This window comes from Streptomyces sp. NPDC005898 (assembly GCF_040629635.1).
Taxonomy (GTDB): Bacteria; Actinomycetota; Actinomycetes; order Streptomycetales; family Streptomycetaceae; genus Streptomyces.
Genome location: NZ_JBEXWC010000008.1, coordinates 260,832 through 285,986, shown reverse-complemented (window position 1 = coordinate 285,986; position 25,155 = coordinate 260,832). Strand labels below are relative to the sequence as shown.

At 70.8% G+C, this 25,155-nt stretch carries 20 protein-coding genes and 3 pseudogenes; 13 read left to right on the top strand and 10 right to left on the bottom strand.

Features of this window, described 5'->3' with window-relative positions; genetic code table 11:
* Positions 1-141: 141 nt before the first annotated feature.
* Both ABZ385_RS14665 and ABZ385_RS14660 read right to left on the bottom strand, forming a co-directional pair.
* A complete protein-coding gene (locus tag ABZ385_RS14665) occupies positions 142-936 on the bottom strand; it encodes an ECF subfamily RNA polymerase sigma factor, BldN family (protein WP_358590018.1) in 795 nt (264 codons plus the stop codon).
* Between the two features lie 341 nt (positions 937-1,277).
* Positions 1,278-2,219, bottom strand: a complete 942-nt coding sequence (locus ABZ385_RS14660) for an HAD-IB family hydrolase (protein ID WP_358590020.1) — start codon at positions 2,217-2,219, stop codon at positions 1,278-1,280.
* A 137-nt stretch (positions 2,220-2,356) separates the two neighbouring features.
* On the opposite strand from ABZ385_RS14660, the gene ABZ385_RS14655 reads away from it, so the two are divergent.
* The 6 genes from ABZ385_RS14655 to hemB all read left to right on the top strand — a co-directional run bounded on the left by ABZ385_RS14655 (position 2,357) and on the right by hemB (position 9,127).
* The gene (locus ABZ385_RS14655) at positions 2,357-2,635 is read left to right on the top strand and encodes a glutaredoxin family protein (RefSeq protein WP_358590022.1); all 279 of its coding nucleotides are present in this window, start codon (positions 2,357-2,359) and stop codon (positions 2,633-2,635) included.
* Between the two features lie 307 nt (positions 2,636-2,942).
* Positions 2,943-3,698 carry a redox-sensing transcriptional repressor Rex gene (locus ABZ385_RS14650; protein ID WP_358590024.1) on the top strand — a complete coding sequence of 252 codons (756 nt, stop codon included), beginning with the start codon at positions 2,943-2,945 and terminating at the stop codon, positions 3,696-3,698.
* Complete coding sequence (locus tag ABZ385_RS14645) at positions 3,695-5,425, top strand: glutamyl-tRNA reductase (protein ID WP_358911555.1); 1,731 nt, start codon at positions 3,695-3,697, stop codon at positions 5,423-5,425. The genes ABZ385_RS14650 and ABZ385_RS14645 overlap by 4 nt, the downstream gene beginning before the upstream one ends.
* A complete protein-coding gene (gene hemC / locus ABZ385_RS14640) occupies positions 5,422-6,420 on the top strand; it encodes a hydroxymethylbilane synthase (RefSeq protein WP_358698436.1) in 999 nt (332 codons plus the stop codon). Before ABZ385_RS14645 ends, hemC begins: the two co-directional genes overlap by 4 nt.
* Positions 6,417-8,075, top strand: coding sequence for a bifunctional uroporphyrinogen-III C-methyltransferase/uroporphyrinogen-III synthase (locus ABZ385_RS14635; RefSeq protein WP_358580998.1), 1,659 nt, complete (start codon positions 6,417-6,419; stop codon positions 8,073-8,075). The genes hemC and ABZ385_RS14635 overlap by 4 nt, the downstream gene beginning before the upstream one ends.
* Positions 8,076-8,137: 62 nt before the next feature.
* Positions 8,138-9,127, top strand: coding sequence for a porphobilinogen synthase (gene hemB / locus ABZ385_RS14630; protein ID WP_358581000.1), 990 nt, complete (start codon positions 8,138-8,140; stop codon positions 9,125-9,127).
* Here the strand turns inward: hemB and ABZ385_RS14625 are convergent.
* Positions 9,090-9,329: pseudogene (locus ABZ385_RS14625) on the bottom strand (ATP-binding protein); the annotation flags it as partial. The gene hemB and the pseudogene ABZ385_RS14625 overlap by 38 nt on opposite strands.
* Before the next feature lie 24 nt (positions 9,330-9,353).
* Complete coding sequence (locus tag ABZ385_RS14620; RefSeq protein WP_358581002.1) at positions 9,354-10,262, bottom strand: NAD(P)-binding domain-containing protein; 909 nt, start codon at positions 10,260-10,262, stop codon at positions 9,354-9,356.
* A 318-nt stretch (positions 10,263-10,580) separates the two neighbouring features.
* Between ABZ385_RS14620 and ABZ385_RS14615 the strand changes: the two genes are divergently transcribed.
* Positions 10,581-11,942: a helix-turn-helix domain-containing protein gene (locus tag ABZ385_RS14615; RefSeq protein WP_358911553.1), complete on the top strand. Its 1,362-nt coding sequence runs from the start codon at positions 10,581-10,583 to the stop codon at positions 11,940-11,942.
* Positions 11,943-12,046: 104 nt separating this feature from the next.
* Positions 12,047-13,255 carry a PLP-dependent aminotransferase family protein gene (locus ABZ385_RS14610; protein WP_358911551.1) on the top strand — a complete coding sequence of 403 codons (1,209 nt, stop codon included), beginning with the start codon at positions 12,047-12,049 and terminating at the stop codon, positions 13,253-13,255.
* Between the two features lie 86 nt (positions 13,256-13,341).
* Here the strand turns inward: ABZ385_RS14610 and argS are convergent, their stop codons facing one another.
* Complete coding sequence (gene argS, locus ABZ385_RS14605) at positions 13,342-15,102, bottom strand: arginine--tRNA ligase (RefSeq protein WP_358581008.1); 1,761 nt, start codon at positions 15,100-15,102, stop codon at positions 13,342-13,344.
* A gap of 146 nt (positions 15,103-15,248) precedes the next feature.
* Here argS and lysS point away from each other — a divergent pair, with 146 nt between their 5' ends.
* Both lysS and ABZ385_RS14595 read left to right on the top strand, forming a co-directional pair.
* On the top strand, positions 15,249-17,027 hold the full coding sequence (gene lysS / locus ABZ385_RS14600) for a lysine--tRNA ligase (RefSeq protein WP_358911550.1): 1,779 nt from the start codon (positions 15,249-15,251) through the stop codon (positions 17,025-17,027).
* A gap of 132 nt (positions 17,028-17,159) precedes the next feature.
* Complete coding sequence (locus ABZ385_RS14595; RefSeq protein WP_358581013.1) at positions 17,160-17,387, top strand: hypothetical protein; 228 nt, start codon at positions 17,160-17,162, stop codon at positions 17,385-17,387.
* Here ABZ385_RS14595 and ABZ385_RS14590 read toward each other — a convergent pair.
* Positions 17,359-17,880, bottom strand: a complete 522-nt coding sequence (locus ABZ385_RS14590; protein WP_358911548.1) for an MYXO-CTERM sorting domain-containing protein — start codon at positions 17,878-17,880, stop codon at positions 17,359-17,361. The genes ABZ385_RS14595 and ABZ385_RS14590 overlap by 29 nt on opposite strands.
* 126 nt (positions 17,881-18,006) lie before the next feature.
* Between ABZ385_RS14590 and ABZ385_RS14585 the strand changes: the two genes are divergently transcribed.
* Positions 18,007-19,878, top strand: a complete 1,872-nt coding sequence (locus tag ABZ385_RS14585) for a trypsin-like serine protease (protein ID WP_358911546.1) — start codon at positions 18,007-18,009, stop codon at positions 19,876-19,878.
* A gap of 12 nt (positions 19,879-19,890) precedes the next feature.
* Here the strand turns inward: ABZ385_RS14585 and ABZ385_RS14580 are convergent, their stop codons facing one another.
* Positions 19,891-20,790 carry a hypothetical protein gene (locus ABZ385_RS14580; protein WP_358911545.1) on the bottom strand — a complete coding sequence of 300 codons (900 nt, stop codon included), beginning with the start codon at positions 20,788-20,790 and terminating at the stop codon, positions 19,891-19,893.
* Positions 20,791-20,916: 126 nt separating this feature from the next.
* Between ABZ385_RS14580 and ABZ385_RS14575 the strand changes: the two genes are divergently transcribed.
* Positions 20,917-21,777, top strand: a complete 861-nt coding sequence (locus ABZ385_RS14575; RefSeq protein ID WP_358911543.1) for a DUF4231 domain-containing protein — start codon at positions 20,917-20,919, stop codon at positions 21,775-21,777.
* A gap of 185 nt (positions 21,778-21,962) precedes the next feature.
* Here ABZ385_RS14575 and ABZ385_RS14570 read toward each other — a convergent pair whose 3' ends face one another.
* The gene (locus ABZ385_RS14570; RefSeq protein WP_358911541.1) at positions 21,963-23,309 is read right to left on the bottom strand and encodes a caspase family protein; all 1,347 of its coding nucleotides are present in this window, start codon (positions 23,307-23,309) and stop codon (positions 21,963-21,965) included.
* Entirely contained in the window at positions 23,309-23,674 is a 366-nt protein-coding gene (locus ABZ385_RS14565) for a hypothetical protein (protein ID WP_358911573.1), read from the bottom strand. Before ABZ385_RS14565 ends, ABZ385_RS14570 begins: the two co-directional genes overlap by 1 nt.
* 350 nt (positions 23,675-24,024) lie before the next feature.
* On the opposite strand from ABZ385_RS14565, the pseudogene ABZ385_RS14560 reads away from it, so the two are divergent.
* Positions 24,025-24,645 (top strand): annotated as a pseudogene (locus ABZ385_RS14560) (transposase); the annotation flags it as partial.
* A gap of 185 nt (positions 24,646-24,830) precedes the next feature.
* Here ABZ385_RS14560 and ABZ385_RS14555 read toward each other — a convergent pair.
* Positions 24,831-25,028 (bottom strand): annotated as a pseudogene (locus tag ABZ385_RS14555) (DUF2637 domain-containing protein); the annotation flags it as partial.
* Positions 25,029-25,155: the final 127 nt, after the last annotated feature.

Sequence of the window (25,155 nt, the reverse complement as noted above, 5' to 3'; positions counted from 1 at the left end):
GCGCCTCCACCCCCAACACCGTGGGGCGGGGCTTTGGGTTACGGCCCGTCTGGTTCACGGCACCGCAAATAACCCCCGCGGGGCGGGGGCGCCCCCCGCCCCCCCACGGAGGGTGAATTGGGCGTGACACCGCGTGCTGGGTCAGCGCGCGTCGTCCGGGAGCAGGCGGGCGAGGGTGCGGACGGCGCGGTACTGCAGGGTTTTGATCGCGCCCTCGTTCTTGCCCATGACGCGTGCGGTCTCGGCCACGGAGAGGCCCTGGAGGAACCGCAGGGTCACGCACTCCTGCTGCTGGGGGTTGAGGCGGCGGACGGCTTCGAGCAGGGCCGCGTTCGACAGGGACTCCAGGACGGAGTCCTCGGGGCTGCGCTCGACCTCGTTGGCGTCGAGCATTTCGCCGGTGGTCACTTCGAGACGGAAACGGCTCGACTTGAAGTGGTCGGCGACCAGATTGCGGGCGATCGTGACCAGCCAGGCGCCGAAGTCGCGGCCCTGCCAGGTGAAGGTGCCGATGCGGCGCAGGGCGCGCAGAAAGGTCTCACTGGTGAGGTCCTCGGCGGTCGCCTTGCCGCCCACGCGGTAGTAGATGTAGCGGTAGACCGTGTCGCTGTACTGGTCGTAGAGGCGGCCGAAGGCGTCGGCCTCGCCGGCCTGGGCGCGCTCGACGAGGTCCATCATGCGCGCGCTGTCGCTGTCCGCGGCGGGACGGCGGGGGGTGGGGGTCGAAGTGGCGGCAGCGGCGCCGGAACGGGCCCGTCTGTTGACAGCCGCACCGCCGTCCGCCAGGGCATAGCACGGCCCGGCGGGTGCGGGGACGGCGAGGGCGGGGACGGCGGGGACGGCGTACGCGGTGGGGACGAAGCCGCGCAAGCGGTCGATGACCGTTGCGCGCAGCGTAGCCAGGCCCGAGGCGTCAACCCCGACGTGTGGGTACACGGGACTCCCAGAGGCAGAGCTTCCATCACGTGCAGTACGGAACCTTTCACTCGTCGTAGCGACGCGAGGGGTCCGTTGTGCGTTTGAGGAGAATAACGCTTTGTACAGGCAGCGCTACACCGAGTTGCTAAAATCGCCGATTGCGTCGCTTCTGTGACGGAACGGAGTCGGTTCAAGTGCCGGAGAGTGAGCGGTTGTTGATCGAAAGAGTTCACATTCCGTCACGACGCGGGGCGTGTTGTGGCCGAGTTCCACCGCCGGGACTGGCCGCACGCGGGGCGGGGTAGGACCGGGGAATGGCTGGTGACCGGCGCTGTTGCCGGTGGGCGGGGGCCGCTCGGTCAGTGCCGGCGGCGGTGCAGGGCGATCGCCGCGGCCGTGCCGCCCGCGAGCGCGCCGACCCCGGCCGCGGCGGGGATGCCGACCTTCGCGGCCTTGCGGCCGGTGCGGTAGTCGCGCAGCCGCCAGTCCCGCTCACGGGCGTGCTTGCGCAGCTTGGCGTCGGGGTTGATCGCGTAGGGGTGCCCGACGAGCGAGAGCATCGGGATGTCGTTGTGCGAGTCGCTGTACGCGGCGCAGCGGGCCAGGTCCAGGCCCTCGGCGGCGGCCAGGGCGCGCACGGCCTCGGCCTTGGCGGGCCCGTGCAGGGGCTCGCCGACGAGCTTGCCGGTGTAGACGCCCTCGACGGACTCGGCGACGGTGCCGAGGGCGCCGGTCAGGCCGAGGCGGCGGGCGATGACCGTGGCGATCTCCACCGGGGCCGCGGTGACGAGCCAGACCTTCTGGCCGGCGTCGAGGTGGGCCTGGGCGAGGGCGCGGGTGCCGGGCCAGATGCGCTCGGCCATGTACTCGTCGTAGATCTCCTCGCCGATGGTCATCAGCTCGGCGACGCGGTGGCCCTTGACGATGGACAGGGCGCTGTCGCGGGCGTCCTGCATGTGCTCGGGGTCCTCGACGCCCGCGAGCCTGAACCACGCCTGCTGCCAGGCGAAGCGGAACAGCTCCTGGCGCTCGAAGAACTTCCGCTTGTACAGGCCGCGGCCGAAGTGGAAGATCGCGGCGCCCTGCATCACGGTGTTGTCGAGGTCGAAGAAGGCGGCCGCCTCGACGTCGCCGACGACGGGGAATTCCGGCTCGCCCGGCCCCTCGGGCAGTTTCCGCCCGGCGAGCTCCGCCAGCTCCTGGGAGGACTTGCGGGCGGCCTCGGCCGAGGCCTCGCCTGCCAACACGCTCCGCGCCGTGGCGGAGCGCCTACGGGGGGTGAGCCATCCGAGAGCGGCCATGCCGTGAGCATAGCCAGTTCGCCGGGTGCTGCCGGAGCCGGTGGGATGCGGGCCCGTGAACTCTTCGGGGCCGGGCCGTGAAAGGGCGCGCGGCGGGTGCGGACGCCGGGCGCGTCGGCGGGGCGAGAATGAGGGGCATGAGCCCGATTTTTCGTCGTACGGAGAAGAAGAAGCCCGCGGAGCGCACGGTCACCCTGATCGGGAAGCCGGGGTGCCATCTGTGTGATGACGCACAGCTGGTGATCGAGAAGGTCTGCCGGGAGCTGGGCGCCTCGTGGGAGAAGAAGGACATCACGCGGGACGAGGAGCTGCACCGGGCCTACTGGGAGCAGATTCCGGTCGTCCTGGTGGACGGGGAGCAGCACACCTTCTGGCGGGTGGACGAGGACCGGCTGCGGCGCGAGCTGGCGGGCTGACCGGCCGAAGTTACTGACCGGGTAGTCCAAACTGACTACTGAGTCGTTTACGCTTTGGGGCGGTTTTGGTCTCGGGGGCGATGATCGTGAGGGAGAGTGTGCGGTTTTGCCCCCATCCAGTGAGCAACGACGTCGCCCGCGCTTCGGTTCCATGGTGGCGCGTCGGAGGCGCGTGACCCCGGTCACGTTGGCCGGGCAAATCGGACACAATCTTTGTGCACGCGTTCACAAAGACATAGCCTGCATTCGACGGGGCGGTCTGGGGACGTGTGACCGCCTGCAGCCCCGCTCTACCCGCAGGAGCACCGTGGCAACTGGCCGAACTCACCGACCGGCGACCCGCAGCCGAGGGATTCCCGAGGCCACCGTCGCCAGGCTTCCGCTGTACCTCCGAGCCCTCACGGCGCTGTCGGAGCGCTCGGTGCCCACGGTCTCCTCCGAGGAGCTCGCGGCCGCCGCGGGAGTCAACTCCGCGAAGCTGCGCAAGGACTTCTCCTACCTCGGTTCCTACGGGACGCGGGGTGTCGGGTACGACGTCGAGTATCTCGTGTACCAGATCTCCCGCGAGCTGGGCCTGACGCAGGATTGGCCGGTTGTCATCGTCGGCATCGGCAACCTCGGCGCCGCCCTGGCCAACTACGGCGGGTTCGCCTCGCGCGGTTTCCGCGTCGCGGCCCTGATAGACGCCGATCCGGCAATGGCCGGAAAGCCCGTCGCCGGGATGCCCGTGCAGCACACCGACGACCTCGAGAAGATCATCGAGGACAACGGTGTCTCGATCGGTGTCATCGCCACCCCGGCCGGCGCCGCCCAGCAGGTCTGCGAGCGGCTCGTCGCCGCCGGCGTGACCTCCATCCTGAACTTCGCGCCGACTGTGCTCTCCGTGCCGGACGGTGTCGACGTGCGCAAGGTCGACCTCTCCATCGAGCTGCAGATCCTCGCCTTCCACGAGCAGCGCAAGGCCGGTGAGGAGGCCGCCGCGGACGGCGTCGTGCCGCCCGTCGCCGCCAAGCCGCACCGCAAGGGACCCGACGGGGACGTCCCCGCCGTGATGCCGGCATGAGTCTCCTGGTCGTAGGGCTGAGCCATCGCAGCGCCCCGGTGAGCGTCCTGGAGCGGGCCGCGCTGCCCGCCGACGCGCAGGCCAAGCTGCTGCACGACGCGGTGGCCGCCGAGCCCGCCGCCGAGGCCGCCGTGCTCGCCACGTGCAACCGCATCGAGCTGTACGCGGACGTAGACAAGTTCCACGCGGGCGTCGCCGAGCTGTCGACGCTGCTCGCGCAGCACAGCGGCGTGGGCCTGGACGAGCTGACCCCCTATCTGTACGTCCACTACGAGGACCGGGCCGTCCACCACCTCTTCTCGGTGGCCTGCGGCCTCGACTCGATGGTGGTCGGCGAGGGGCAGATCCTCGGGCAGATCAAGGACGCCCTCGCGCGGGCGCAGGAGCTGCACACCGCGGGCCGCCTCCTCAACGACCTGTTCCAGCAGGCCCTCCGCGTCGGCAAGCGGGCGCACTCCGAGACCGGCATCGACCGGGCCGGGCAGTCGCTCGTCACCTTCGGCCTCGAACAGCTCGCCGTGCGTACGTCCGTCGAGACCTGGGCCAAGGGCAAGCGGGCCCTGGTGATCGGGGCGGGCTCCATGTCCTCGCTCGCCGCGGCGACGCTCGCGCGCGCCGGGGTCGAGGAGATCGTCGTCGCCAACCGCACCCCGGAGCGGGCCGAGCGGCTCGCCGCCATCCTGGCCGAGCAGGGCGGCACGGGCGTGAGCGCCCGCGCCGTGCCCTGGGACCAGGTGGCCCACGAACTGACACGTGCCGATGTGGCGGTCTCCTGCACCGGCGCCACCGGTCTCGTCCTGACGGCGGACGTCGTCGCCTCGGCCGTCGAGGGGCGCGTCCCCGCGGGCAGCCGGCCCGGTGACGTACCGGCGCAGGCGCGGCACGGATCGGCCGGGCACCTCGCGCAGCCGACCGTCGCCGACGAGGGCTGCCCCGTCGACCTGTCCGTGCCGCGCGGTTTCTCCGTCGCCGGCGAGGCCGCCGTCGCCGGGATGGACGCCGCGTCCCTGGAGCAGCACGCCGCCTGGGTGGACAACGCCCCGGCCGAGCGGCGCGAGGACAGGAGCGACCCGCGCGCCGAGGCCGAGGCGATCGCCGCGCTGGTCGCGGCGGCGAGCGTCCTCGGGCGGCTGCCCGAGCGGCGCAGGCCCGTGTCGTCGGCGGGCGCGGCCCGTCCGGCGGTGCTCGCCCTGCTCGACCTCGCCATGCCCCGGGACATCGACGCCGCCGTGCACCGGATCCCCGGCGTGCGCCTCGTCGACATCGAGTCGCTCGCGGAGGCCTCCGCCGACGCGCCCATGGCCGCCGACGTCGAACAGGTGCGCGGCATCGTCTCCGACGAGGTCGCCGCCTTCGGCGCCGCGCAGCGCGCCGCGCACATCACACCGACCGTGGTCGCCCTGCGCACCATGGCCGCCGATGTGGTGGCGAGCGAGATCGCGCGGCTCGACGGACGGCTGCCGGGCCTCGCGGACAAGCAACGCGCGGAGATCACGCAGACCGTGCGCCGCGTCGTGGACAAGCTGCTGCACGCGCCGACGGTGCGGGTCAAGCAGCTGGCCGGCGAGCCCGGCGGCGCCGGGTACGCGGACGCGCTGCGCACGCTCTTCGACCTCGACCCGCAGACGGTCGCGGCGGTCAGCAGGGCCGACCACCTGAGCGCCGACCAGGTGTCCGCCGACCACTTGAACAACGAGAACGACGACCCGAATAGAGGCCGGGCATGACCGAGAGGGCTCTGAGGCTCGGGACCAGGCGCAGCAAGCTGGCCATGGCCCAGTCGGGCCAAGTGGCCGAGAAGGTGCGGCGGGTGACCGGCCGTCCCGTCGAGCTCGTGGAGATCACGACGTACGGCGACATCTCGCGCGAGCACCTGGCGCAGATCGGCGGCACCGGCGTGTTCGTCACCGCCCTGCGCGAGGCGCTGGTGCGCGGCGAGGTCGACTTCGCCGTGCACTCGCTCAAGGACCTGCCGACCGCGCAGCCCGAGGGGCTGGTGCTGGCCGCGGTGCCGGAGCGCGAGGACTGCCGGGACGTGCTGATCGCGCGCGACGGGCTGACCTTCGCCGAGCTGCCCGAGGGGGCCCGCGTGGGCACCGGTTCGCCGCGCCGCATGGCGCAGCTGAACGCCTACGCGCGCAGCCACGGGATGAGCGTCCAGGCCGTGCCGATCCGCGGGAACATCGACACCCGCATCGGATACGTGCACAAGGGGGAGCTCGACGCCGTCGTGCTCGCCGCCGCCGGACTGAGCCGCATCGGCCGGACCGGCGAGGTGACCGACTTCCTGTCGGTCGACACCGTTCTGCCCGCCCCCGGCCAGGGGGCACTGGCGATCGAGTGTGCCGCGGACAACGCGTCACTCGCCGCCGCGCTCGCCGAGCTCGACGACCCGCACACCCGGGTCGCCGTCACGGCCGAGCGGTCCCTGCTCGCCGCCCTGGAAGCCGGTTGCAGCGCACCTGTGGGTGCGCTGGCCGACCTTCCCCAAGCTCTCGACTTCGCTCGAGCAGGGGAGACCCCAACGGCCGACGGGCAGATTGTCAAGGAAATGCGCCTGCGCGGTGTCGTCGGTACGACCGACGGCTCGACGCTGGTGCAGCTGTCCACCACCGGTCCCGTGCCCGAGACGGAGGCCCGAGCCATGGCGCTGGGCCGTGAACTCGCGGTCGAGATGCTCGCCAAGGGCGCGGCCGGTCTGATGGGGGAGCGAGCACTTTGAGCCCCACCTCGAACCTTCCCGGCATTCCCGCCCACGGGCACGTCACCTTCCTCGGTGCCGGACCCGGAGATCCGGGACTGCTGACCCTGCGCGCCGTCGAGGCGCTGGCCCGAGCGGATGTGCTGATCGCCGAGCCGGATGTGCTCGACGTCGTCCGTGTGCATGCCAAGGGAGGTGTGGACACACCCCTGCCACCGGCGACTGACGACACGTCAGCGACCGCGGACACGGCGACGATCCGAGTCGCCGCCAATCTTGTCATGGAGGCCGCGAGGGGCGGCAAGCGGGTCGTGCGCGCGGTCAGCGGCGACCCCGGCCTCGACGCGTACGCGGCCGAGGAGATGCTCGCCTGCGCCGCCGAGGGCATCTCCTTCGAGGTCGTGCCGGGCATCGCGGCCGCGGTCGGTGTGCCCGCGTACGCCGGTGTGCCGCTGCGGGACGCGCAGGGCACGGACGTGCGCTTCGTCGACGCCCGTACGGCCTCCGAGCGCTGCTGGAGCGAGGTCGGCGCGTCCGACGCGACCGCGGTGGTCTCCACGTCGCTCGACTCCGTCGCGGCCACCGCGGGCGAGCTGGTGGCCGCGGGCCGCAAGCCGGACACCCCGATGACGGTGACCATCGGCGGCACGACGACGCGCCAGCGCACCTGGAACGCGACGCTCGGCACCATCGCGCAGGTCCTCAAGCAGGCCAAGGTGCTGCCCTCGCCCGACGGGGGCCGGTCCGTCATAGCCGTCGTCGGCGAGCGCTCGGCCGCCGCCCAGCGCGAGCAGCTGTCGTGGTTCGAGTCGAAGCCGCTGTTCGGCTGGCGCGTGCTGGTGCCGCGTACGAAGGAGCAGGCGGCCTCGCTCTCCGAGCAGCTGCGCTCCTACGGCGCGGTGCCGCACGAGGTGCCGACCATCGCGGTGGAGCCGCCGCGCACGCCCCAGCAGATGGAGCGCGCGGTCAAGGGCCTGGTCACGGGGCGCTACGAGTGGATCGCCTTCACGTCCGTCAACGCCGTCAAGGCGGTGCGGGAGAAGTTCGAGGAGTACGGGCTCGACGCGCGTGCCTTCGCCGGGATCAAGGTGGCGGCCGTCGGCGAGCAGACCGCCGCCGCGCTGATCGCCTTCGGCGTCAAGCCCGACCTGGTGCCGAGCGGCGAGCAGTCGGCCGCGGGCCTCCTGGAGGACTGGCCGCCCTACGACCCGGTCTTCGACCCGATCGACCGCGTCTTCCTGCCGCGGGCCGACATCGCCACGGAGACGCTGGTCGCCGGGCTGATCGACCTGGGCTGGGAGGTGGACGACGTCACGGCCTACCGGACCGTGCGCGCCTCGCCGCCGCCGGCCGAGACGCGGGAGGCCATCAAGGGCGGCGGCTTCGACGCCGTGCTCTTCACGTCCTCCTCCACGGTGCGCAACCTCGTCGGCATCGCCGGCAAGCCGCACAACGTGACCGTCATCGCCTGTATCGGCCCCGCCACCGCGAAGACCGCGGAGGAGCACGGGCTGCGGGTGGACGTGATGGCTCCCGAGCCGTCGGTCCACAAGCTCGCGCAGGCGCTGGCCGACTTCGGTTCGCAGCGGCGGGCGGCGGCGCTGGACGCCGGGGACCCGGTGACGCGGCCGAGTGAGCGACGGCCCGGTTCGCGCCGGCGACGCACCGCGCCGTAGGTTCGTGGGCGGGCCATCGTGCCCGCCCACCCACAGCAGCAGCACGAATCCAGGTGACGTCAGTGACGAAGTACGGATCTTTCCCCGGAACGCGGCCGCGGCGGCTGCGGACGACGCCGGCCATGCGGCGCATGGTCGCCGAGACGCGGCTGCACCCGGCCGATCTGATCCTGCCCGCGTTCGTGCGCGAGGGGATCGGCGAACCGGTGGCGATCGGCTCGATGCCCGGCGTCTACCAGCACACCCGCGACACCCTGAAGAAGGCCGCCGTCGAGGCGCTGGAGGCCGGCGTCTCCGGGATCATGCTCTTCGGGGTCCCGGAGGAGTCCAAGAAGGACGCCGCGGGGACGGTGGGCACCGACCCCGACGGCATCCTCCAGCTCGCGCTGCGGGACGTGCGCGCCGAGGTCGGTGACGAGCTGATCGTCATGTCTGACCTGTGCCTGGACGAGTTCACCGACCACGGGCACTGCGGGGTCCTGGACGCCGAGGGCCGCGTCGACAACGACGCGACCCTGGAGCGGTACGCCGAGATGGCGCAGGTCCAGGCCGACGCGGGCGCCCATGTGGTGGGCCCGAGCGGCATGATGGACGGTCAGGTCGGCGTCATCCGCGACGCGTTGGACCAGGCGGGGCACGAGGACGTGTCGATCCTCGCGTACACCGTGAAGTACTCCTCGGCGTTCTTCGGGCCCTTCCGCGAGGCGGTCGGCTCGTCCCTGAAGGGCGACCGCAAGACGTACCAGCAGGACACGGCCAACATCCGGGAGTCGCTGCGGGAGTTGGCGCTGGACCTGGAGGAGGGCGCCGACATGGTGATGGTCAAGCCGGCCGGTCCCTACCTCGACATCCTGGCGAAGGTCGCCGAGTCGGCGGACGTGCCGGTGGCGGCGTACCAGATCAGCGGCGAGTACGCGATGATCGAGGCCGCCGCCGAGCGGGGCTGGATCGACCGCGACAAGGCGATCATGGAGTCTTTGACGGGGATCAAGCGCGCGGGCGCGGACATGATCCTCACGTACTGGGCCACCGAGGTGGCGCGGCAGCTGTAGCGCAGCCCCCGCCGCCCGCGGCCGGGGCGTCGTCCAGGTGGCGGGTGCGGTGGCTGTCGGCCTCCAGGGTGATGACGTCCGCGTGGTGGGCCAGGCGGTCCACCGTCGCGGAGGCCGTCGCGCCGTCGCCGAACGCCTCGTCCCAGCGGCTCAGCGGCCGGTTGCCGGTGACGATCAGCGAGCCCCGTTCGTAGCGGTGCGAGACGAGCTGGAAGTGCCGTACTTCTCAGTCCTTCGCCGCCGGGATCTGGTCCTTTCCGATCAGAGTGACGAGGCGGGAGAGGCCGTCGGCCGCGTGTCCCTCGTCGATCGCGCGGTCGAGGAGGGACTGGAGCGGCTCGAACAGGTCGCCGCGCAGGCCCTGTTGTGCGAAGGCCGTCAGGAAGTTGGGGAGCGCCGCCTGGTTGACCGCGAGCGACGACACGTCCGTGCGGTGCCGCCCGGAGTCCAGTGCCTCGGCCATGCCGGGCACCAGGCCGTCCGTCATCGCGGCGATCCAGTCCCTGAGCAGCGGCGCGAACTCGCGGGCCGGCACGCCCGCGCTGCCGATCAGGGCGTAGGCCTGCACGACGCCCATCACCATGCCGTACATGCCGGTGAGCAGCGACAGGTCGTACAGGGCGGCGCCGCCGGGGTCCTTGCCGACCCATCTGGTCCCGGCGAGCGCCGCCAGCGTGGGGCGGTGCGTCTCGTACGCCTCCTCGTCGGCGCCGCTGTAGAGGATGTACGCGCCGGGGGTGGCGATCATCTGGGGGACGGCCATGATGCCGCCGTCCAGGTAGGTGATGCCGCGCTCGGCGGACCAGTCGGCCAACTCCCGTGCCTGGGCCGGGGTTCCGTTGGTGAGGTTGACGACGGTCCGCCCGGCGAGGGCCTCCGCCGTGTCCTCCAGCAGGCCGCGTACGGCGGAGTTGGTGGTGAGGCAGACGAGGACGAGAGGGGCGGCGCGGACGGCCTCGGCCGCCGTGTGGGCCGGGAGGGCGCCCTGGGCGGCCAGGGGTTCCGTCTTGGCGGTGGTGCGGTTCCAGACGGTCGTGCGGTGGCCCGCCTTGAGCAGGGCGGAGGCGAGCGCGCCGCCCATCAGGCCGAGGCCGAGGACGGTCACGGGCGCGGGGCGTGCGGTGCTGCGGGACACGGGGGCTCCTTCAGAGGTGGTCCGGGGATGTCTCCGATCCTGGTGGGGCCCTGCGGAGAGGACAAGTACCGACTAATTGGTGCGGTACTCACCAAAAGGTCAGTGAGCTGGTGGCGGCGCCGGTGCGGGCGGCCGAAAGGCAACGGGCCCGTGCGGCACGGGACATGGCTGATCCTCGGCGTTGTCCGGGCGGGGGAGCGGGCGGCGCGGCGGCTGTCGCGGGCGGCGTGCTTGGATGGCCACAGCTTGTGCGGTGGTGCGTCCCGGTCGCCAGAGGCGCAACCCCGGCACGCGGTACCGGAATGGGGGAGGACGGGGATGGATTCGCTCGCGGAGCTGCTGCGGGAGCTCAAGGAGCGGTCGGGGTTCAGCTACGGGGTGCTGGCCAAGCGGCTCCACATGAGTACGTCGACCCTGCACCGGTACTGCAACGGCGACGCGGTGCCGGTGGACTACGCCCCGGTGGAGCGGTTCGCCCGGCTCTGCAAGGCCTCGCCCGAGGAACTGGTGGAGGTGCACCGGCGGTGGATCCTGGCGGATGCCGCGCGCGGTCAGAAGGCGGGGCCGCGAGGGGGTGCGGTGGCCGTGCCCCCTTCCGTGTCCGCGCCGCAGGACGAGCCCGACGCTGCCCCCGCCCCCGAGTCGGAACCCGCCGCCCCCGAGTCGGCGTCCGAGGCCCGCCCCGCCGCTGAACCCGGGGCGCCCGTAGCCGAGTCCGCTGCCGCGCCCGGCGTTTCGGACCAGCCCGTCGGCGGGGGGCGGCGGCGCATGACCGCCATGGCCGCCGCCGTCGCCGCCGTCGTGGGGATCGGCTCCGTCGCCCTCGCCCTGAGCGCCGACGACGACGGCGGCCACCGGCGCGCCGAGGGAGCCACCGCCCCCGCGAGCACCTTGCCCCGGGCGGAGGACGCCAAGGGCGAGGAGCGCGAGGACCGGGGCGAGGTGGAGAAGGACAAGGACAAGCCCTCCGCGCCGCCCTCGCGCAAGGAAGGCCGGGGCGGCCCGAAGCCGGACGCCTCGCGGGAGGGCGGGGCCGGCCGCGACCACACCTCGTCCGCCGGTGGCACGCAGAACACCGACCTCGTCGAACCCCTGACGGCACGCACCAAGCCGTACGTCTACGAGGACGCCTGCACCCAGCACTTCCTGGTCGACCGCAAGCCCGGCGAGGTGCCGCAGCCGCCCCCCGAACAGGACGCGCCCGCCTGGGTCGCCGACCTCGGCGCCGTCTCCTCGGGCGAGCAGTTCATCGAGGTCACCGTCCAGGGCGCCGGCGAGGAGACCGTCGTACTCCAGGACATGGACGTACGCGTGCAGAGCACCAGCGCGCCGCTGGCCTGGAACGATTACGCGATGGAGACCGGCTGCGGCGGCAACGTCTCCACCAAGTCCTTCGGCGTCGACCTCGACGACGCGGCGCCGCGCACCGAGCCCCGGGCGGGCCAGCGCGACTTCCCGTACAAGGTCAGCGAGAACGACCCCGAGGTCTTCTACATCAAGGCCGCCACCAAGGCGCACGACGTGCGGTGGTACCTGGAGCTGCGGTGGTCGAGCGGCAAGCGGCACGGCACGCTCCGCGTCGACGACCAGGGCAGGCCGTTCCGCACCAGCGGCCGGGAGGGGCGCACCACGTACGGCTGGCCGCTCGGCAGCACGAAGTGGGGCCGTCAGCCCGGTTGAGCCCTTGCGGAGAGGTGCCGTCCGTATCCCGGAACGGCGGGTGTAGGCAGCACGGACGTGCTTAGGGTGCGGGCAGAGTCGTCCGATCCGAAGGAGTCACCGCCGTGACCGTCGCCGAGCACGCCCCCGCCGCCGCCCCCATGCCGCCGCTCGCCGCGCGCGCCGCCGCGGTCGGGGGCTCGCCGGTACGCGACATCCTCGCCGTCACCGCGCGGCCCGAGGTCATCAACTTCGCGGGCGGCCTGCCCGCCCCCGGCCTCTTCGACGCCGAGGGCATAGCGGCCGCCTTCCGCGCGGTCCTCGCGGAGGTGCCCGAGCGCGCGCTGCAGTACTCCACGACCGAGGGCGAGCCCACGCTGCGGGCCGCCATTGCCGCGCGCACCGCGGCGCGCGGCCTCGCGACCGACGCCGACGACGTGCTGGTCACCACCGGCTCGCAGCAGGCGCTCTCGCTCCTCGCGACCGCGCTGATCGAGCCGGGCGACACGATCCTGGTCGAGAACCCCTGCTATCTGGCGGCGCTCCAGGCCTTCGCCTTCGCGGGCGCGCGCGTGGTGCCGGTGCCCGGCGACGAGCTGGGCATGGACCCCGCCGCCCTGGACGAACTCGTCGCCCTGCACCGGCCGAAGCTGCTCTACACCGTGCCCACCTTCCAGAACCCGACCGGACGCACCCTGCCCGCCGCGCGGCGCGCCGCGGTGGCCGAGGTCGCCGAGCGGCGCGGGCTGTGGATCGTGGAGGACGACCCGTACGGGGAGCTGCGGTTCGAGGGCGAGCGGGTGCCGTGGATCGCCACGTACCCGGGGGCCGAGGGCCGCACCGTCCTGCTCGGCAGCTTCTCCAAGGTCATGGCCCCCGGCCTGCGGCTCGGGTGGCTCCGGGCCCCGCGGGCGCTGCTGCGTGCCTGCGCGGTGGTCAAGCAGGCGGCGGACCTGCACACGCCGACCGTCAACCAGCTCGCCGCGGCACGGTACTTGGCGGACTCGGACCTGGACGCGCACGTGGCCAAGGTCGCGGGGGTCTACCGGGAGCGGCGGGACGCGATGCTTTCGGGCCTCGCGGACGCGCTGCCCGATGGGTCCGGCTGGCTCCGGCCCGAGGGCGGCATGTTCGTCTGGGCGAAGCTGCCCGAGGGGTACGACACGGGGGCGCTGCTGCGGGATGTCGTCGCGCACGACGTGGCGTACGTGCCGGGGGCGCCGTTCTTCGCGGGGGCGCCGGACGTCTCCACGGTGCGGCTGTGCTTTGTGACGCAAGGCGTCGAGGAGATCGCCGAGGGGTTGCGTCGGCTGCGGCGTGCGTTCGGGGGGTGAGATCTGCGGGTCCGGTGGGGCTGGTCGCGCAGTTCCCCGCGCCCCTCATGGGGGCGCCCCTCGCGGGGCGCCCCCATGAGGCGCCTTCAGAGGCGCTCGGGGGTCCTGATGCCCAGCAGGGCCATGCCCTTGTGCAGGGTGCGGGCCGTGATGTCGCACAGGAACAGGCGGTTCTCCACCTGCGCCGGGCTGTCCGCCTTGAGGACCGGGCACTTGTCGTAGAACGAGGTGTACAGCGACGCCAGCTGGTAGAGGTAGGCGGCCAGCTTGTGCGGGGCGTACTCGGCGGCGGCCTCCGCGAGCGTGTCGCCGAACGCGTCCAGGTGCAGGCCCAGCGCCCGCTCCGCCGGGTCCAGCGCCAGCTCGGGGTGGGCCGCCGGGCCCGTCCCCGCGCCCGCCTTGCGCAGGATCGACTGGATCCGGGCGTACGCGTACTGGAGGTAGACGGACGTGTCGCCGTGCAGGGACACCATCTGGTCGAGGTCGAACTTGTAGTCGCGGTTCGCCGACGTCGACAGGTCCGCGTACTTCACCGCGCCGATGCCGACCTGGAACGCCCGCTCCTGGATCTCCTCCTCGGTGAGGTCGCGCGCCTTCTCGCGCACGACCTCCGCCGCGCGCTGCACCGCCTCGTCCAGCAGGTCCTGCAGCCGTACGGTCTCGCCCTCACGCGTCTTGAACGGCTTGCCGTCCGCGCCGAGCACCGTGCCGTAGCCCATGTTGTGGGCCGTGACCTCGTCGTTCAGCCAGCCCATGCGGCGGGCCGCCTCGAAGACCATCTTGAAGTGCAGCGACTGCCGCACGTCCACCACGTACAGCAGGGTGGTGGCGTGCAGGCCGAGGACGCGGTCGCGGATCGCCGAGAGGTCGGAGGCCGCGTACCCGAAGCCGCCGTCCGCCTTCTGCACGATCAGCGGGACCGGCTTGTCGTCCTTGCCCTTGATGTCGTCGAAGAACACGACGAGCGCGCCCTCGGAGCGCACCGCGACGCCCGCCTCCTCCAGGAGCCGCGCCGTCTCGGCCATCATGTCGTTGTACGCCGACTCGCCGACGATCTCCTCGTCGCGGACCTCCATGTCCAGCTTCTCGAAGACCGAGTAGAAGTAGACCTTCGACTCGTCCACGAAGCGCTGCCACATCTCCAGCGTCTCCTTGTCGCCCGACTGGAGGGCGACGACCCGCTTGCGGGCCCGGTCCTTGAAGTCCTCGTCCGCGTCGAAGACGGCGCGCGAGGCCTTGTAGACCCGGTTGAGGTTGCTCATCGCCTGCTCGCCGTCGACGTCGGCGGCCGGGGCGAGCCGGTCGGGGTTCTCCACCAGGTACTGGATGAGCATGCCGAACTGGGTGCCCCAGTCGCCGATGTGGTGGCGGCCGATCGTCTTCTCGCCCGTGAAGTCCAGCATGTGGCGCAGCGCGTCGCCGATGACGGCGGACCGCAGGTGGCCGACGTGCATCTCCTTGGCCACGTTCGGCTGGGCGTAGTCGATCACGGTGGTGCCCGCGTGCGGGTTCAGCGGCACGCCGAGCCGCTCGCCGTCGGCGGCCCGGGCCGCGAGGGTGTCCACGATCGCCTTGTCGGTGACCGTCACGTTCAGGAAGCCGGGGCCCGAGACCTCGATGTCGGCGAGCAGCTCGCCGCTGTCGATCCCGGCGACGACCCGCGTGGCCAGCTCCCGCGGATTGCCCTTGAGCTTCTTGGCGAGCGCCAGGATGCCGTTGGCCTGGAAGTCCGCCCTGTCGCTGCGTCGCAGCAGCGGATCCGCGGCGCCCGCTTCCGGCAGAGCTGCCGTCAGGGCGTCCGCGAGGCGCTGGTGGACGGAGGCGGTGAGGGACGTGACCGAGGCCATGAATGGGTGCCGTTCTGCTCGGGTGTCTGGGTGTGCTCAAGCTGTGAGAGCCGAGTATCCCACGCGGGGAAAAGCGGTTTTCGCCCTCCGGGAACGACCTGGGAGAATGGCTGCGTCAAGCGGTACTCACGTAGAAGAAGAAAGGCGTGCCGATCGTGGCTCAGAGCACTGATTCCACCGACTGGGTCTCCCGCTACGCGGACGAGGTCATCGCCGAGTCGGAGCGTCGTGCCCCGGGCGCGAAAGACGATGGCGCCGCCGCGCCGGTGGTCGTCGTCGCCTCCGGTCTCTCCCCCTCCGGCCCGATCCACCTCGGCAACCTCCGCGAGGTCATGACCCCGCACCTGGTCGCCGACGAGATCCGCCGGCGTGGGTACCAGGTCCGCCACCTGATCTCCTGGGACGACTACGACCGCTACCGCAAGGTGCCGGCCGGCGTCCCCGGCGTCGACGAGTCCTGGGCCGAGCACATCGGCAAGCCCCTGACGTCGGTGCCCGCCCCCGCCGGGTCCGCGTACCCGAACTGGGCCGAGCACTTCAAGGCCGCCATGGCCGAGGCGCTCACCGAGCTGGGCGTCGAGTACGACGGGATCAGCCAGACCGAGCAGTACACCTCGGGCGCCTACCGCGAGCAGATCCTGCACGCCATGCGGCACCGCGGCGACATCGACGCGATCCTCGACCAGTACCGCACCAAGAAGGACCCCGCCAAGGCCGGCAAGGGCAAGCAGCAGAAGCCCGTGGACGAGGCCGAGCTGGAGGCCGCCGAGGGCTCCGGCGCCGCCAGCGAGGACGACGGCAGCGGCGGCACCGGCGGCTACTACCCGTACAAGCCCTACTGCGGGAAGTGCGAGAAGGACCTGACGACCGTCGTCTCCTACGACGACGAGTCCACCGAGCTGGTCTACACCTGCACGGCGTGCGGCTTCGGCGAGAGCGTCCTGCTCAGCGAGTTCAACCGCGGCAAGCTGGTCTGGAAGGTCGACTGGCCCATGCGCTGGGCGTACGAGGGCGTCGTCTTCGAGCCGAGCGGTGTGGACCACTCCTCGCCCGGGTCGTCGTTCGTCGTCGGCGGGCAGATCGTGCGGCAGATCTTCGACGGCGTGCAGCCGATCGGCCCGATGTACGCCTTCGTGGGCATCAGCGGCATGGCGAAGATGTCCTCCTCCAAGGGCGGCGTGCCGACCCCGGCCGACGCGCTGAAGATCATGGAGGCGCCGCTGCTGCGCTGGCTCTACGCCCGCCGCAGGCCCAACCAGTCCTTCAAGATCGCCTTCGACCAGGAGATCCAGCGGCTCTACGACGAGTGGGACAAGCTGGAGGCCAAGGTCGCCGACGGCTCCGCGCTGCCCGCCGACGCCGCCGCGCACTCCCGCGCGGTGCGCACCGCCGCGGGCGAGCTGCCGCGCACCCCGCGGCCGCTGCCGTACCGCACGCTGGCCTCCGTCGCCGACATCACCGCCGGCGCCGAGGACCAGACGCTGCGCATCCTGAGCGACCTGGACCCCTCGACGCCGCTGGCCTCCCTGGACGAGGTCCGGCCGCGCCTGGACCGCGCCGAGAACTGGATCACCACGCAGGTCCCGGCCGACGCCCGCACCGTCGTGCGCTCCGAGCCTGACACCGTGCTGCTGGCGTCCCTGGACGACGAGGGCCGTGAGTCGCTGCGGCTGCTCCTGGAGGGCCTGGACTCGCACTGGTCCCTGGACGGCCTCACGCACCTCGTGTACGGCGTGCCGAAGGTGCGGGCCGGGTTCTCGGCGGACGCGACGGCCAAGGAGCTGCCGCCGGAGATCAAGGTGGCGCAGCGGACGTTCTTCGCGCTGCTGTACCGGCTCCTCGTGACTCGGGAGACCGGGCCGCGGCTGCCCACGCTGCTGCTCGCCGTGGGCGCGGACCGGGTGCGCAAGCTGCTCGGCGCGTAGCGCTCGGCGCCGGCGGGGCGGGCGGGGACTCCAGGTCCCGCCCGCCCCGCCGTGTGTCTGCATTTTTCGGGTGACCGCCGTTTCCACCCCAGGCAGGACGTCCCCGGGTGATCCGCCCGGGATCGTGGACGCATGAAGGAAATCATCGCCATCGTCGGATGGGTCGTGGGAATCCAGGGCGGCCTCGGCGCCGCGGGCCGCCTCTTCGGGGACGGCCCCTGGGGGCTGCTGCACAAGTGGTGGGACATCCCCACCCCCCTGTACGTGGTGCTGTTCGCCGTCGGCGCCGCTCTCGCCGTCTACGGGGAGCTGGGCAAGATCCGGGCGCGTGCTAGGAGCGGCGCCGCCGGCGCAAGGTGACGAAGGCGAGCGTGGCCAGCGCCGCGAGGGCGGCCGCGCTGATGGTGACGGTCACCGGGGACCAGTCGCCGCCCTCGGGCTCGGCGGCGCACTCGGGGCGGGGGTCCGACCCGGTGTCCGCCACGACCCGCATCCTGCCGTTCGTCCTCGCCTCGTCCGGGGGGACCGGCCGGTCGAAGCGCAGGGTGTACGCGCCCGGTTCCGCGTCGCAGCGGACGGTGGCCCGGCCGCGCCAGGAGACCTTGCCCGAAGGGGCGAGCCGTACCGGCCCGGCGAAGGCGTCGGAGTGGACGGTCACGCGGTGCCCGTCGTCCATCTGGTCCATCAGCTCCGGGTTCAGGACGGACAGCGTGACGCTCTGCCCGGGGGCCACCGGGCCGGGTGCGACGTGGAGTTCGCCCGTTCCGCCCGACTGGGCCGCGGCGCCGGGAATTGCCGTCAGTGAAAGGGCGAGGGCGAACACTCCAGCGATCACGGCGGGTTTACGTGGCATAAGGTGCAGTCCTCGGGTTCGGCCGCCGGAGTTTGTTCTCCGGTTCGCTGGGTCCGTTCTTTGCGATCTTAACCAGGGGGAGTCCGGCCACCCGCCGACCTCGGGTGCGCCGGCAGAAAGGCAGTTGTGGGCATTTCCCGTTGGGCCCGGGCCCTCGCCATGGGGATAGGCGGCGGATTGCTCGCCACCTCGGTGACGGCCACCGCTTTCGCCGCGGCGCCCGCCGCGCCGGAATCGACGTACGAGGACACGCCCGCGCCGAGCCCGACAAAGGGCGACGCGAACGAAGACGGTCCGGGCCGGAAGAAGGCCGTTCCGAAAAAGAGCGGCGCGCAATGGGGGGCGCCGGCCGCGGAGCGGTTCTGGACCGCCGAGCGCATGGAATCCGCGACACCGCCCGAGGGGGCGACGGGGCGGCGGACTGCCGAGGGGCCGGCCGGGCGGGAGGCCTCCGTGCGGCGCGGGGCCGTCGCGCGCGGGGCGCTGCGCGCCGAGACGTACCCCGAGGGCGCCAAGACCATCGGCGTCCTCTACTTCGTGGACAAGGACATGGCCACGCACAACTGCACGGCCAGCGTGGTGCACAGCCCCAAGGGCAACCTCGTCCTCACCGCCGCGCACTGCGGCAACGGCAACAAGTACGCCTTCGTGCCGCAGTACCGCACCGGCAAGTCCCCGGCCCGGCAGCCGAACGGCATATGGGCCGTCGACCGGGTCTTCCGGGACCCGCGGCACACCGACCGGGGCCCCGGCTCGGACCTCGACTTCGCGTTCGCGACCGTCAAGGCCGACCGGCGCGGCCGCCAGGTCGAGGAGGTCACCGGAGCCAACACGCTGACCAGGACGCCCGGTTACCAGGTGCCGGTCACCGTCATCGGCTACCCCTCGGCGCGGAACGCCCCCAAGGACCAGGCGATCAAGTGCCGGGTGAAGACGGCCCGGCTGCCCGGCTACAAGCAACTGCGCATGGCGTGCGGCGGGTTCTACGGCGGCACCTCCGGCAGCCCCTGGCTGATGAACTACGACGAGCGGACCGGGACCGGGCAGGTCGTCGGCAACCTCGGCGGGGTCGGCGGCGGCGGGGCCACCGACGCGGTCTCCTACGCGCCGTACTACGACGACGAGGTCTTCAGGCTCTACGACGACGCCGTGGGGGACGTCGCCGTGGTCGAGCGGCCCCCGCTGCCGCCCACCCTCGGCACCGGCGAGACCTGGCAGTACGCCAAGCGGCTGGCCACCGGCGAGTACACCGGGGGCGGCGGGGCCGACCTGCTCGCGGTGTGGGCCGACGGCGAGGTCACCCTCCACCCCGGCGACGGGAAGGGCGGGTTCACCGCCGAGCGGCGCCTGGTGAAGCCCAACGCCACCTGGAAGCACGCCACCGACGTCACGGGCGGCGACTTCGCGGGGACGGGCCTCTCCGACCTGCTGGTGCGCTGGTCCGACGGCGAGGTCACGCTGTACCAGGACGTGTCCGCCGCGGGGCTCGGCAAGGAGACCAGGCTGGCCGCCGCCGGGTCCGCGTGGAAGAAGGCCGCCCAGCTCACCGCGGGCCGCTTCGGCGCCGGCGAGAAGAGCGACGACGTCGTCGTGCGCTGGGCCGACGGCGAGGTCAGCCTCTACAGCGACGTGGACGTGCGCGGCTTCAGGAAGAAGACGCGGCTCCAGAAGCCCGACGCCACCTGGCAGCGCACCGCCCTGCTGACCGGCGGCGACTTCACCGGCACCGGCCTGTGGGACCTCCTCGTCCGCTGGAGCGACGGCGAACGCACCGTCCACAAGGACGTCAGCACGGCCGGCACCGGCACCAGGACCCGCATGGGAGCGCCCGGCGCCCTGTGGAAGAACGCCAAGGTGATGACGGCGGGCGCCTACACCGGGGGCGGCCGTCCCGACGACCTGATCGTGCGCTGGAGCGACGGCGAGGTCAGCCTCTACGCCGATACGACGACGAAGCTCGGCCGCGAGGTCGGCCTGGTCCCGCCGAAGGTGCCCTGACCCGCCCAGGGGTCACGCGATGTACTCCGCCTCCGCGTCCAGGTCCTGCTGGTAGCGGCCGCGGAAGTCGTGCAGGTACGGGCGGAGGGTGCTCTCCGTGAGCGGTCCGCCCGCCTGGCCCGTCACCCCGTACAGGTCCATCAGGTACAGGCCGAACTGGCGGGCGTTGGGGTACTCGCCGTGCTCGCTGACGTACTTGCGGAACGCCGCGAAGTACGCCTCCTCGCGGGTCACGTCCTCGGGCAGGCCGGGGATGTCGGGGGCGGCCTCGGACTCGGGCTGCTGGGGCTGCTGTTGGGGCTGGACCTGGGCCTGGGCCTGCGGCTGCGGCTGGGATTGCGGTCCGGGCGCGCGCCCCGGCTCTCGCTCCGACCCCGGCCCCGACCCCGGCTCCCGCCCCTGCTCCGGCTCCGCGACGCGCTGGTCGGCGTGCTGCCCGTCGTCGTAGGGCGCCTGCTCCTCGTACCACTGGTCGTACGGCTCCTCGGGGGCGTACGACGCGGGGTGCCGGGCGAACCACGGGCTCTCGTGCGGCAGGATCTCCGGCTCGGGCTCGGGTCCGGGTCCGGTCTCCGGGTGGGGGCGCGGGGCGTGCTGCGGCTGCGGCTGTTCGTCCCGGGGCCCGGAGTCGTGGTGGGGGTCCCGGGCCCGGGGGAGCTCCGGCTGCTGCGGGGACGTCGCGGGGACCGGGGGCAGCAGGGCGGGCTCGATGCCGGCGGCGGCCAGCCCGGCGGGAGCGGTCTCGGCGAGGGGGACGCCGTAGCGGGCCAGGCGCAGCGGCATCAGGGACTCCACCGGCGCCTTGCGGCGCCAGGCACGGCCGAAGCGGGAGCGCAGCCGGGCCTGGTAGACGAGACGTTCCTGCTCCAGCTTGATCACCTGGTCGTAGGAGCGCAGCTCCCACAGCTTCATATTTGTCTCTAGGCCCCTGACGCCACTCCTGATCGGTAGGGCGTTCTGCCTTCTGGCACGTGAGTTCCGTCGGCCGCAGTGATGGTCGGCTGGCATGATGAGCGTGCCGCAGGGACAGGGGGAACAGTGACTGTAGGGACAGACGGCGGGGCGGGCTCGGCGCCACTGACGGAAGAGCAGGAGCGGGCACTCCAACAGGAGTACCGCGAGAAGGTGAGAGCCTTCGACCAGTTGGAGGACGATCTACGCGCCGCCCGGACGTTTCAGCGGATCTTCTTGCTGACGATGTTGGGCGCCATCGCCTTGGCGTTCTTGCTGGGCTACACCGTCGTCGTGGGTTTGTGGAACGAGCAGCCGACCTTCACACGGTACGTCGGCCTGGTCATCGTGCTGGTGCTATGGGTGGCCGCTGGGTGGGCGCTCTGGAAGAACCGCAAGAAGATAGTGGCAGCGAACACGACGCTGCGGAATGCATCGCTGGACCGGCAAACGGCTGCGGCGAAGCTCCCGCTGGATTCGCCATCAGGGCTGCGGATCTATCGCGAAGCATCACTCGACCTGATCGACCAGTACAGGAAGGGTGCGGCGACAAACCGCCGTGTTCACAACTTCTTCCAGATCATCATTATCACGGGGTCGATCGTTACGTCGACGCTGGCGGCGATGAACGAAGGCTCCAACTTGGTCTTGCGGATCATCACGTCAGCCCTTAGCGCCCTAGTGGGTATCTCCGCTGGCATCACTGGCTACTTCAAGTTCCGTGAACGTGGGTACAACCTTCAGTCAACGGCCGACGACATCGAGAAGCATTACAATGCGTCGCAGTTCATGCTCGATGACTACGCGGGAACCGACCCGACACGGCCCCTCTCGGAGCAGGAGAGGCTGAGAATGTTTGCGCGATTCGTCGAGCGTCTGAAGGAAGAGCAGCGCAAGAGGGAACTGCAGCTTGAGCAGCAGAGTTCAACCGAAGAACGGTCGGCCTGACGCGGGCTTCGGGTGAAGCGCGGCTGTCATTGCCGGTGGGGCAGAACCAGCCGTGGTGGACAGAGCGCCCAAGACAGACCGTCATGAGTATCACCAGGCAGCTCGTATCCGCAGGTGACCGCCTCTGGGCGGCAGGCCGTGCGTATACGGGTCGGTGGCCTCAGCCGAAACTGGGTGGCTGGCTTCTATTTTTCCTCAATCTCCCGGTACCGGCGCAGGCTGTCGGCCAGGTGCGCCTCTTCGGCATCTCTCTTTGTCGAGATGAAAGCCTCCCTACGCTTCGCCTGGATCATCCTCTTCACATCCGGATGAAGCTCAGGACACAGGATATCCACGACCATTCCGCGGAATAGGTACGGAACGTAGGAGATAGGCATCAGAAGCATCGCCACCCCGTAAGCCCTGACCGGCAGGCCTCGACCATCCGTAACCTGCCAAGCATAGAGGAACGGCCCCAAAGAGAGCACTACCGACGAGAGTATGTACGAGTATCTTGGGAGGCTGATTCCGCGCCTTCGGTAATCAAGGTCGAGGCGCACGATGGCGAAGAAGACCAGGGGAGGCATGAAAACGAGCATCGACTTGTCTATCCATTTTTCACCTTCCATCGACTTCCAGCCGAGGTAGCTGGACCACAGAACGACTGCGACGGCGAAGACGGAACCAACCCAAGGCAGGAATCGTCGACTTCTGCGCGTCTTTCTTTCATCGAGAGCAGAGTCGCTCACCGGTGCGCCGGGCTCCACCTCTACAGGGAAGGCTTGCCGCTTACGAGCCTCCTCCCCCTTCCTCGGTGGCGCGACATCCGACTGGGTCTGACGTCGCGCGATGGCCACATCTCCCTCACCACGGAAGTTCAGTTGTGGGGTGATAACCGTGTCGGCTGTCATCCGGTCATGCACTTGCTGGTACGTCTCGGAAAGAGTCAAGTACTCACAAGAACCCGTGGGTTGAGCGGTACGCAGCACCCGCACGAGTCGCTGTGTGAAGGGGCTGGGGTTTCCGAATCCGATGGCTGCCTGGGTGAGCTGAGTGGACCGACTGCTTGTGAGCACATAACGCCCACGTCCCTCGGCCAGTAGTGCGGGTGCAGTGCTCTTGAAAGCGCCGCTGTAGCAGCAATCGAGAATCACAACCGTGGTGCCGGCGGGTGAACCGTCGATGATGTTGTTAATCTCAATGGCGCTGAGGGCAGTTGCACGTAGCGCCCCGGTTCTTGTGTCTGTGGCCCCCAGGTAGAGCGTGCCACGTTCGTCGAGTTGACCGTGGCCGCTGTAATAGAGCAAGAGCACGTCTTCCCGGGAGGCAGTCGTGAAGAGTTCGTCGACCCGCTCCCTCAGTTCCTGGATGCCACAGTCGGCCAAGACTGCGAGGTCGGCGGGGTTGAAGAGCCCGACCTCTGGATCCGTGAGCGCAAGGTTCAGCTCCTCGATGTCGGTGAGGGGGCCGTCGATTGCAGGCAGTGCGTGGGGATCGCGGACGTAGGTGGCGTTTCCGATCAGCAGTCCTCGGTAGCGCCGTTGCTCGCTCATCAGTCGTGGCCCAAGCGGTTTTCGAGGGACTTAACGAGTGCTTGGAATGATGCCTGGTCAATGTTGTCACCTGCTAGGTGCAGTCGCTGCTCAGCTCCAGTCCCATCGGTCCACGTGATGGTGAGTGTTCTGGTCTTGTCCCGGGCTAGCCATGCCCGAAAGCATGTCACCGCTGCGGTCAAGACGCCCGAAGACCCCAGCGCAAGCGCCGTCGCTTCCACTGCGCCCTTCTGTCCAGGGGCCGGCACGCCGCCCCGAGCCGGTGCACCAGCCTCCTCTGAGAGCAACACGTACAGGGTTGCAACCTGATCTCGCCATGCCTGACTGCCCTCCCCGTACCTGCCGGTCCCTGGCTGAATCGACACCTCAACCACTGCGAACTCCTCTCCCTGTCATGCCTCTGGAACAGGGACCTTATGTCCAGGAGGCTCGCAGAACATGTTCTGGGCCAGATATGACGGCGCCGAGTCAGCAGTTGACATGCCGCCGACGGAACGACGCGCTCAGCCACCATTGCAGCGGCGTAACCAAGCGGACCCCACAAAACAGCACGTCGCGCTCACCGGGAGTGTAAGAGGATGTCTCGTGTGGTGACAGCGTGAGCTGCGGCATGATGTCTCTTCGTGAGTGTCGATCTGTCGTAGCGGCTGGTCCCGACGGCCTGTGGGAACTGGTTGCCCTGTAGCTAGCGTCGGTCAACTCCCGCCCACGAGGCGGCGGGATCGCTCCGCTGGGCAAGCGGGCGGTGTGCGCGGCGGTGGTGTACGTGCTGACCAGTGGGTGTTCCTGGCGGCATCTACCGGAGGCGTTTGGGGTGTCGCCCGCGACGGTGCCTCGCCGGTTCACTGCATGGACCGGGGCGGCCCTGTGGCGCCGATTATACCGGGCGGCCCTAGACGAACTCGGCGCCCGGGGCAACCTCGACTGGACCTCGGAGATCGTCGATGCCGCGTCCGCGTGGGCGAAAAGGGAGATTCGCAGACCGCACCCAAGCCGGTCGATCGCAGAAAGAAGGGTACAAGCTGCGTGCTGCCGAGGCCCAGGGCATTCTGCGCGTCGTCGCCGTGCCCGGCGCGAACATGCGCGACAGCCTCGCCCTCAAGCCGCTGATCCGCGGCATACCCGCAATCCGTTCCCGGCGCGGGCCACGGCGGCGTCGATCGGTCAAACAGCGCGCCGACACGGCGTACGTCTCCGCCGAGCACCTCGCCTGGCTGCGGGACGAACGAGCATCCCGCGCATCGCTGGCCCGGCATCCGAGCGAAAGGACGCCTACTTCCTCGGTCTCGCCGCAACGCTGACCTGCTACAAGGAACTGACGATACTCACCACGTGAGACAACCTCTTAGACCGACCCTCGAACGGCTCTCATGGGCTCCCCAAGCCGACGGCTCTCGAGAGCGCGTCCCCTGAAAGGTGTGAGCCAGCTTCACTGCTGGTTCCACGACGGATGACGCTTGAGGCCTTTGCGGTGCTGCCCATGGCGAGATGAGGATCTGAACACAAGAACTTGACAGGGAACAGGGCGAGCAGCACGCAGATGCCCGCGTCGATGCCGATCGGGAAGACCGCCGAGAAGTCGCCGAAGCCCTTCTTCTCGGCGAGTTCGCGCACCGCCGCGTACGACCCCGCGAAGCCGATCCCGGCGATGACGACCGCACCGGCGACGACCACCCCGATGAGTATCCGGTGCGTGCGTGTCAGCTGCATCGCGGCCACCCGCGAACCCCTCCCTGTTCGGCCTGTGTCGGCTTGTTGCGATCGATAGCCTGGCACACGTGTACGGAGGGTCGGTCGGCCGGTACGCCGGGAGCCCGGCCGCTTCGGGCCGGGCTCCTTCAACTGC

Coding starts and splice junctions, on each gene's coding strand:
- ABZ385_RS14595 (WP_358581013.1), top strand. CDS start 17,160: ATGAAGGAAATCATCGCCATCGTCGGATGGGTCGTGGGAATCCAGGGC.
- ABZ385_RS14655 (WP_358590022.1), top strand. CDS start 2,357: ATGAGCCCGATTTTTCGTCGTACGGAGAAGAAGAAGCCCGCGGAGCGC.
- ABZ385_RS14590 (WP_358911548.1), bottom strand. CDS start 17,880: ATGCCACGTAAACCCGCCGTGATCGCTGGAGTGTTCGCCCTCGCCCTT.
- ABZ385_RS14645 (WP_358911555.1), top strand. CDS start 3,695: ATGAGTCTCCTGGTCGTAGGGCTGAGCCATCGCAGCGCCCCGGTGAGC.
- ABZ385_RS14615 (WP_358911553.1), top strand. CDS start 10,581: ATGGATTCGCTCGCGGAGCTGCTGCGGGAGCTCAAGGAGCGGTCGGGG.
- ABZ385_RS14660 (WP_358590020.1), bottom strand. CDS start 2,219: ATGGCCGCTCTCGGATGGCTCACCCCCCGTAGGCGCTCCGCCACGGCG.
- ABZ385_RS14580 (WP_358911545.1), bottom strand. CDS start 20,790: ATGAAGCTGTGGGAGCTGCGCTCCTACGACCAGGTGATCAAGCTGGAG.
- ABZ385_RS14570 (WP_358911541.1), bottom strand. CDS start 23,309: ATGAGCGAGCAACGGCGCTACCGAGGACTGCTGATCGGAAACGCCACC.
- argS (WP_358581008.1), bottom strand. CDS start 15,102: ATGGCCTCGGTCACGTCCCTCACCGCCTCCGTCCACCAGCGCCTCGCG.
- hemC (WP_358698436.1), top strand. CDS start 5,422: ATGACCGAGAGGGCTCTGAGGCTCGGGACCAGGCGCAGCAAGCTGGCC.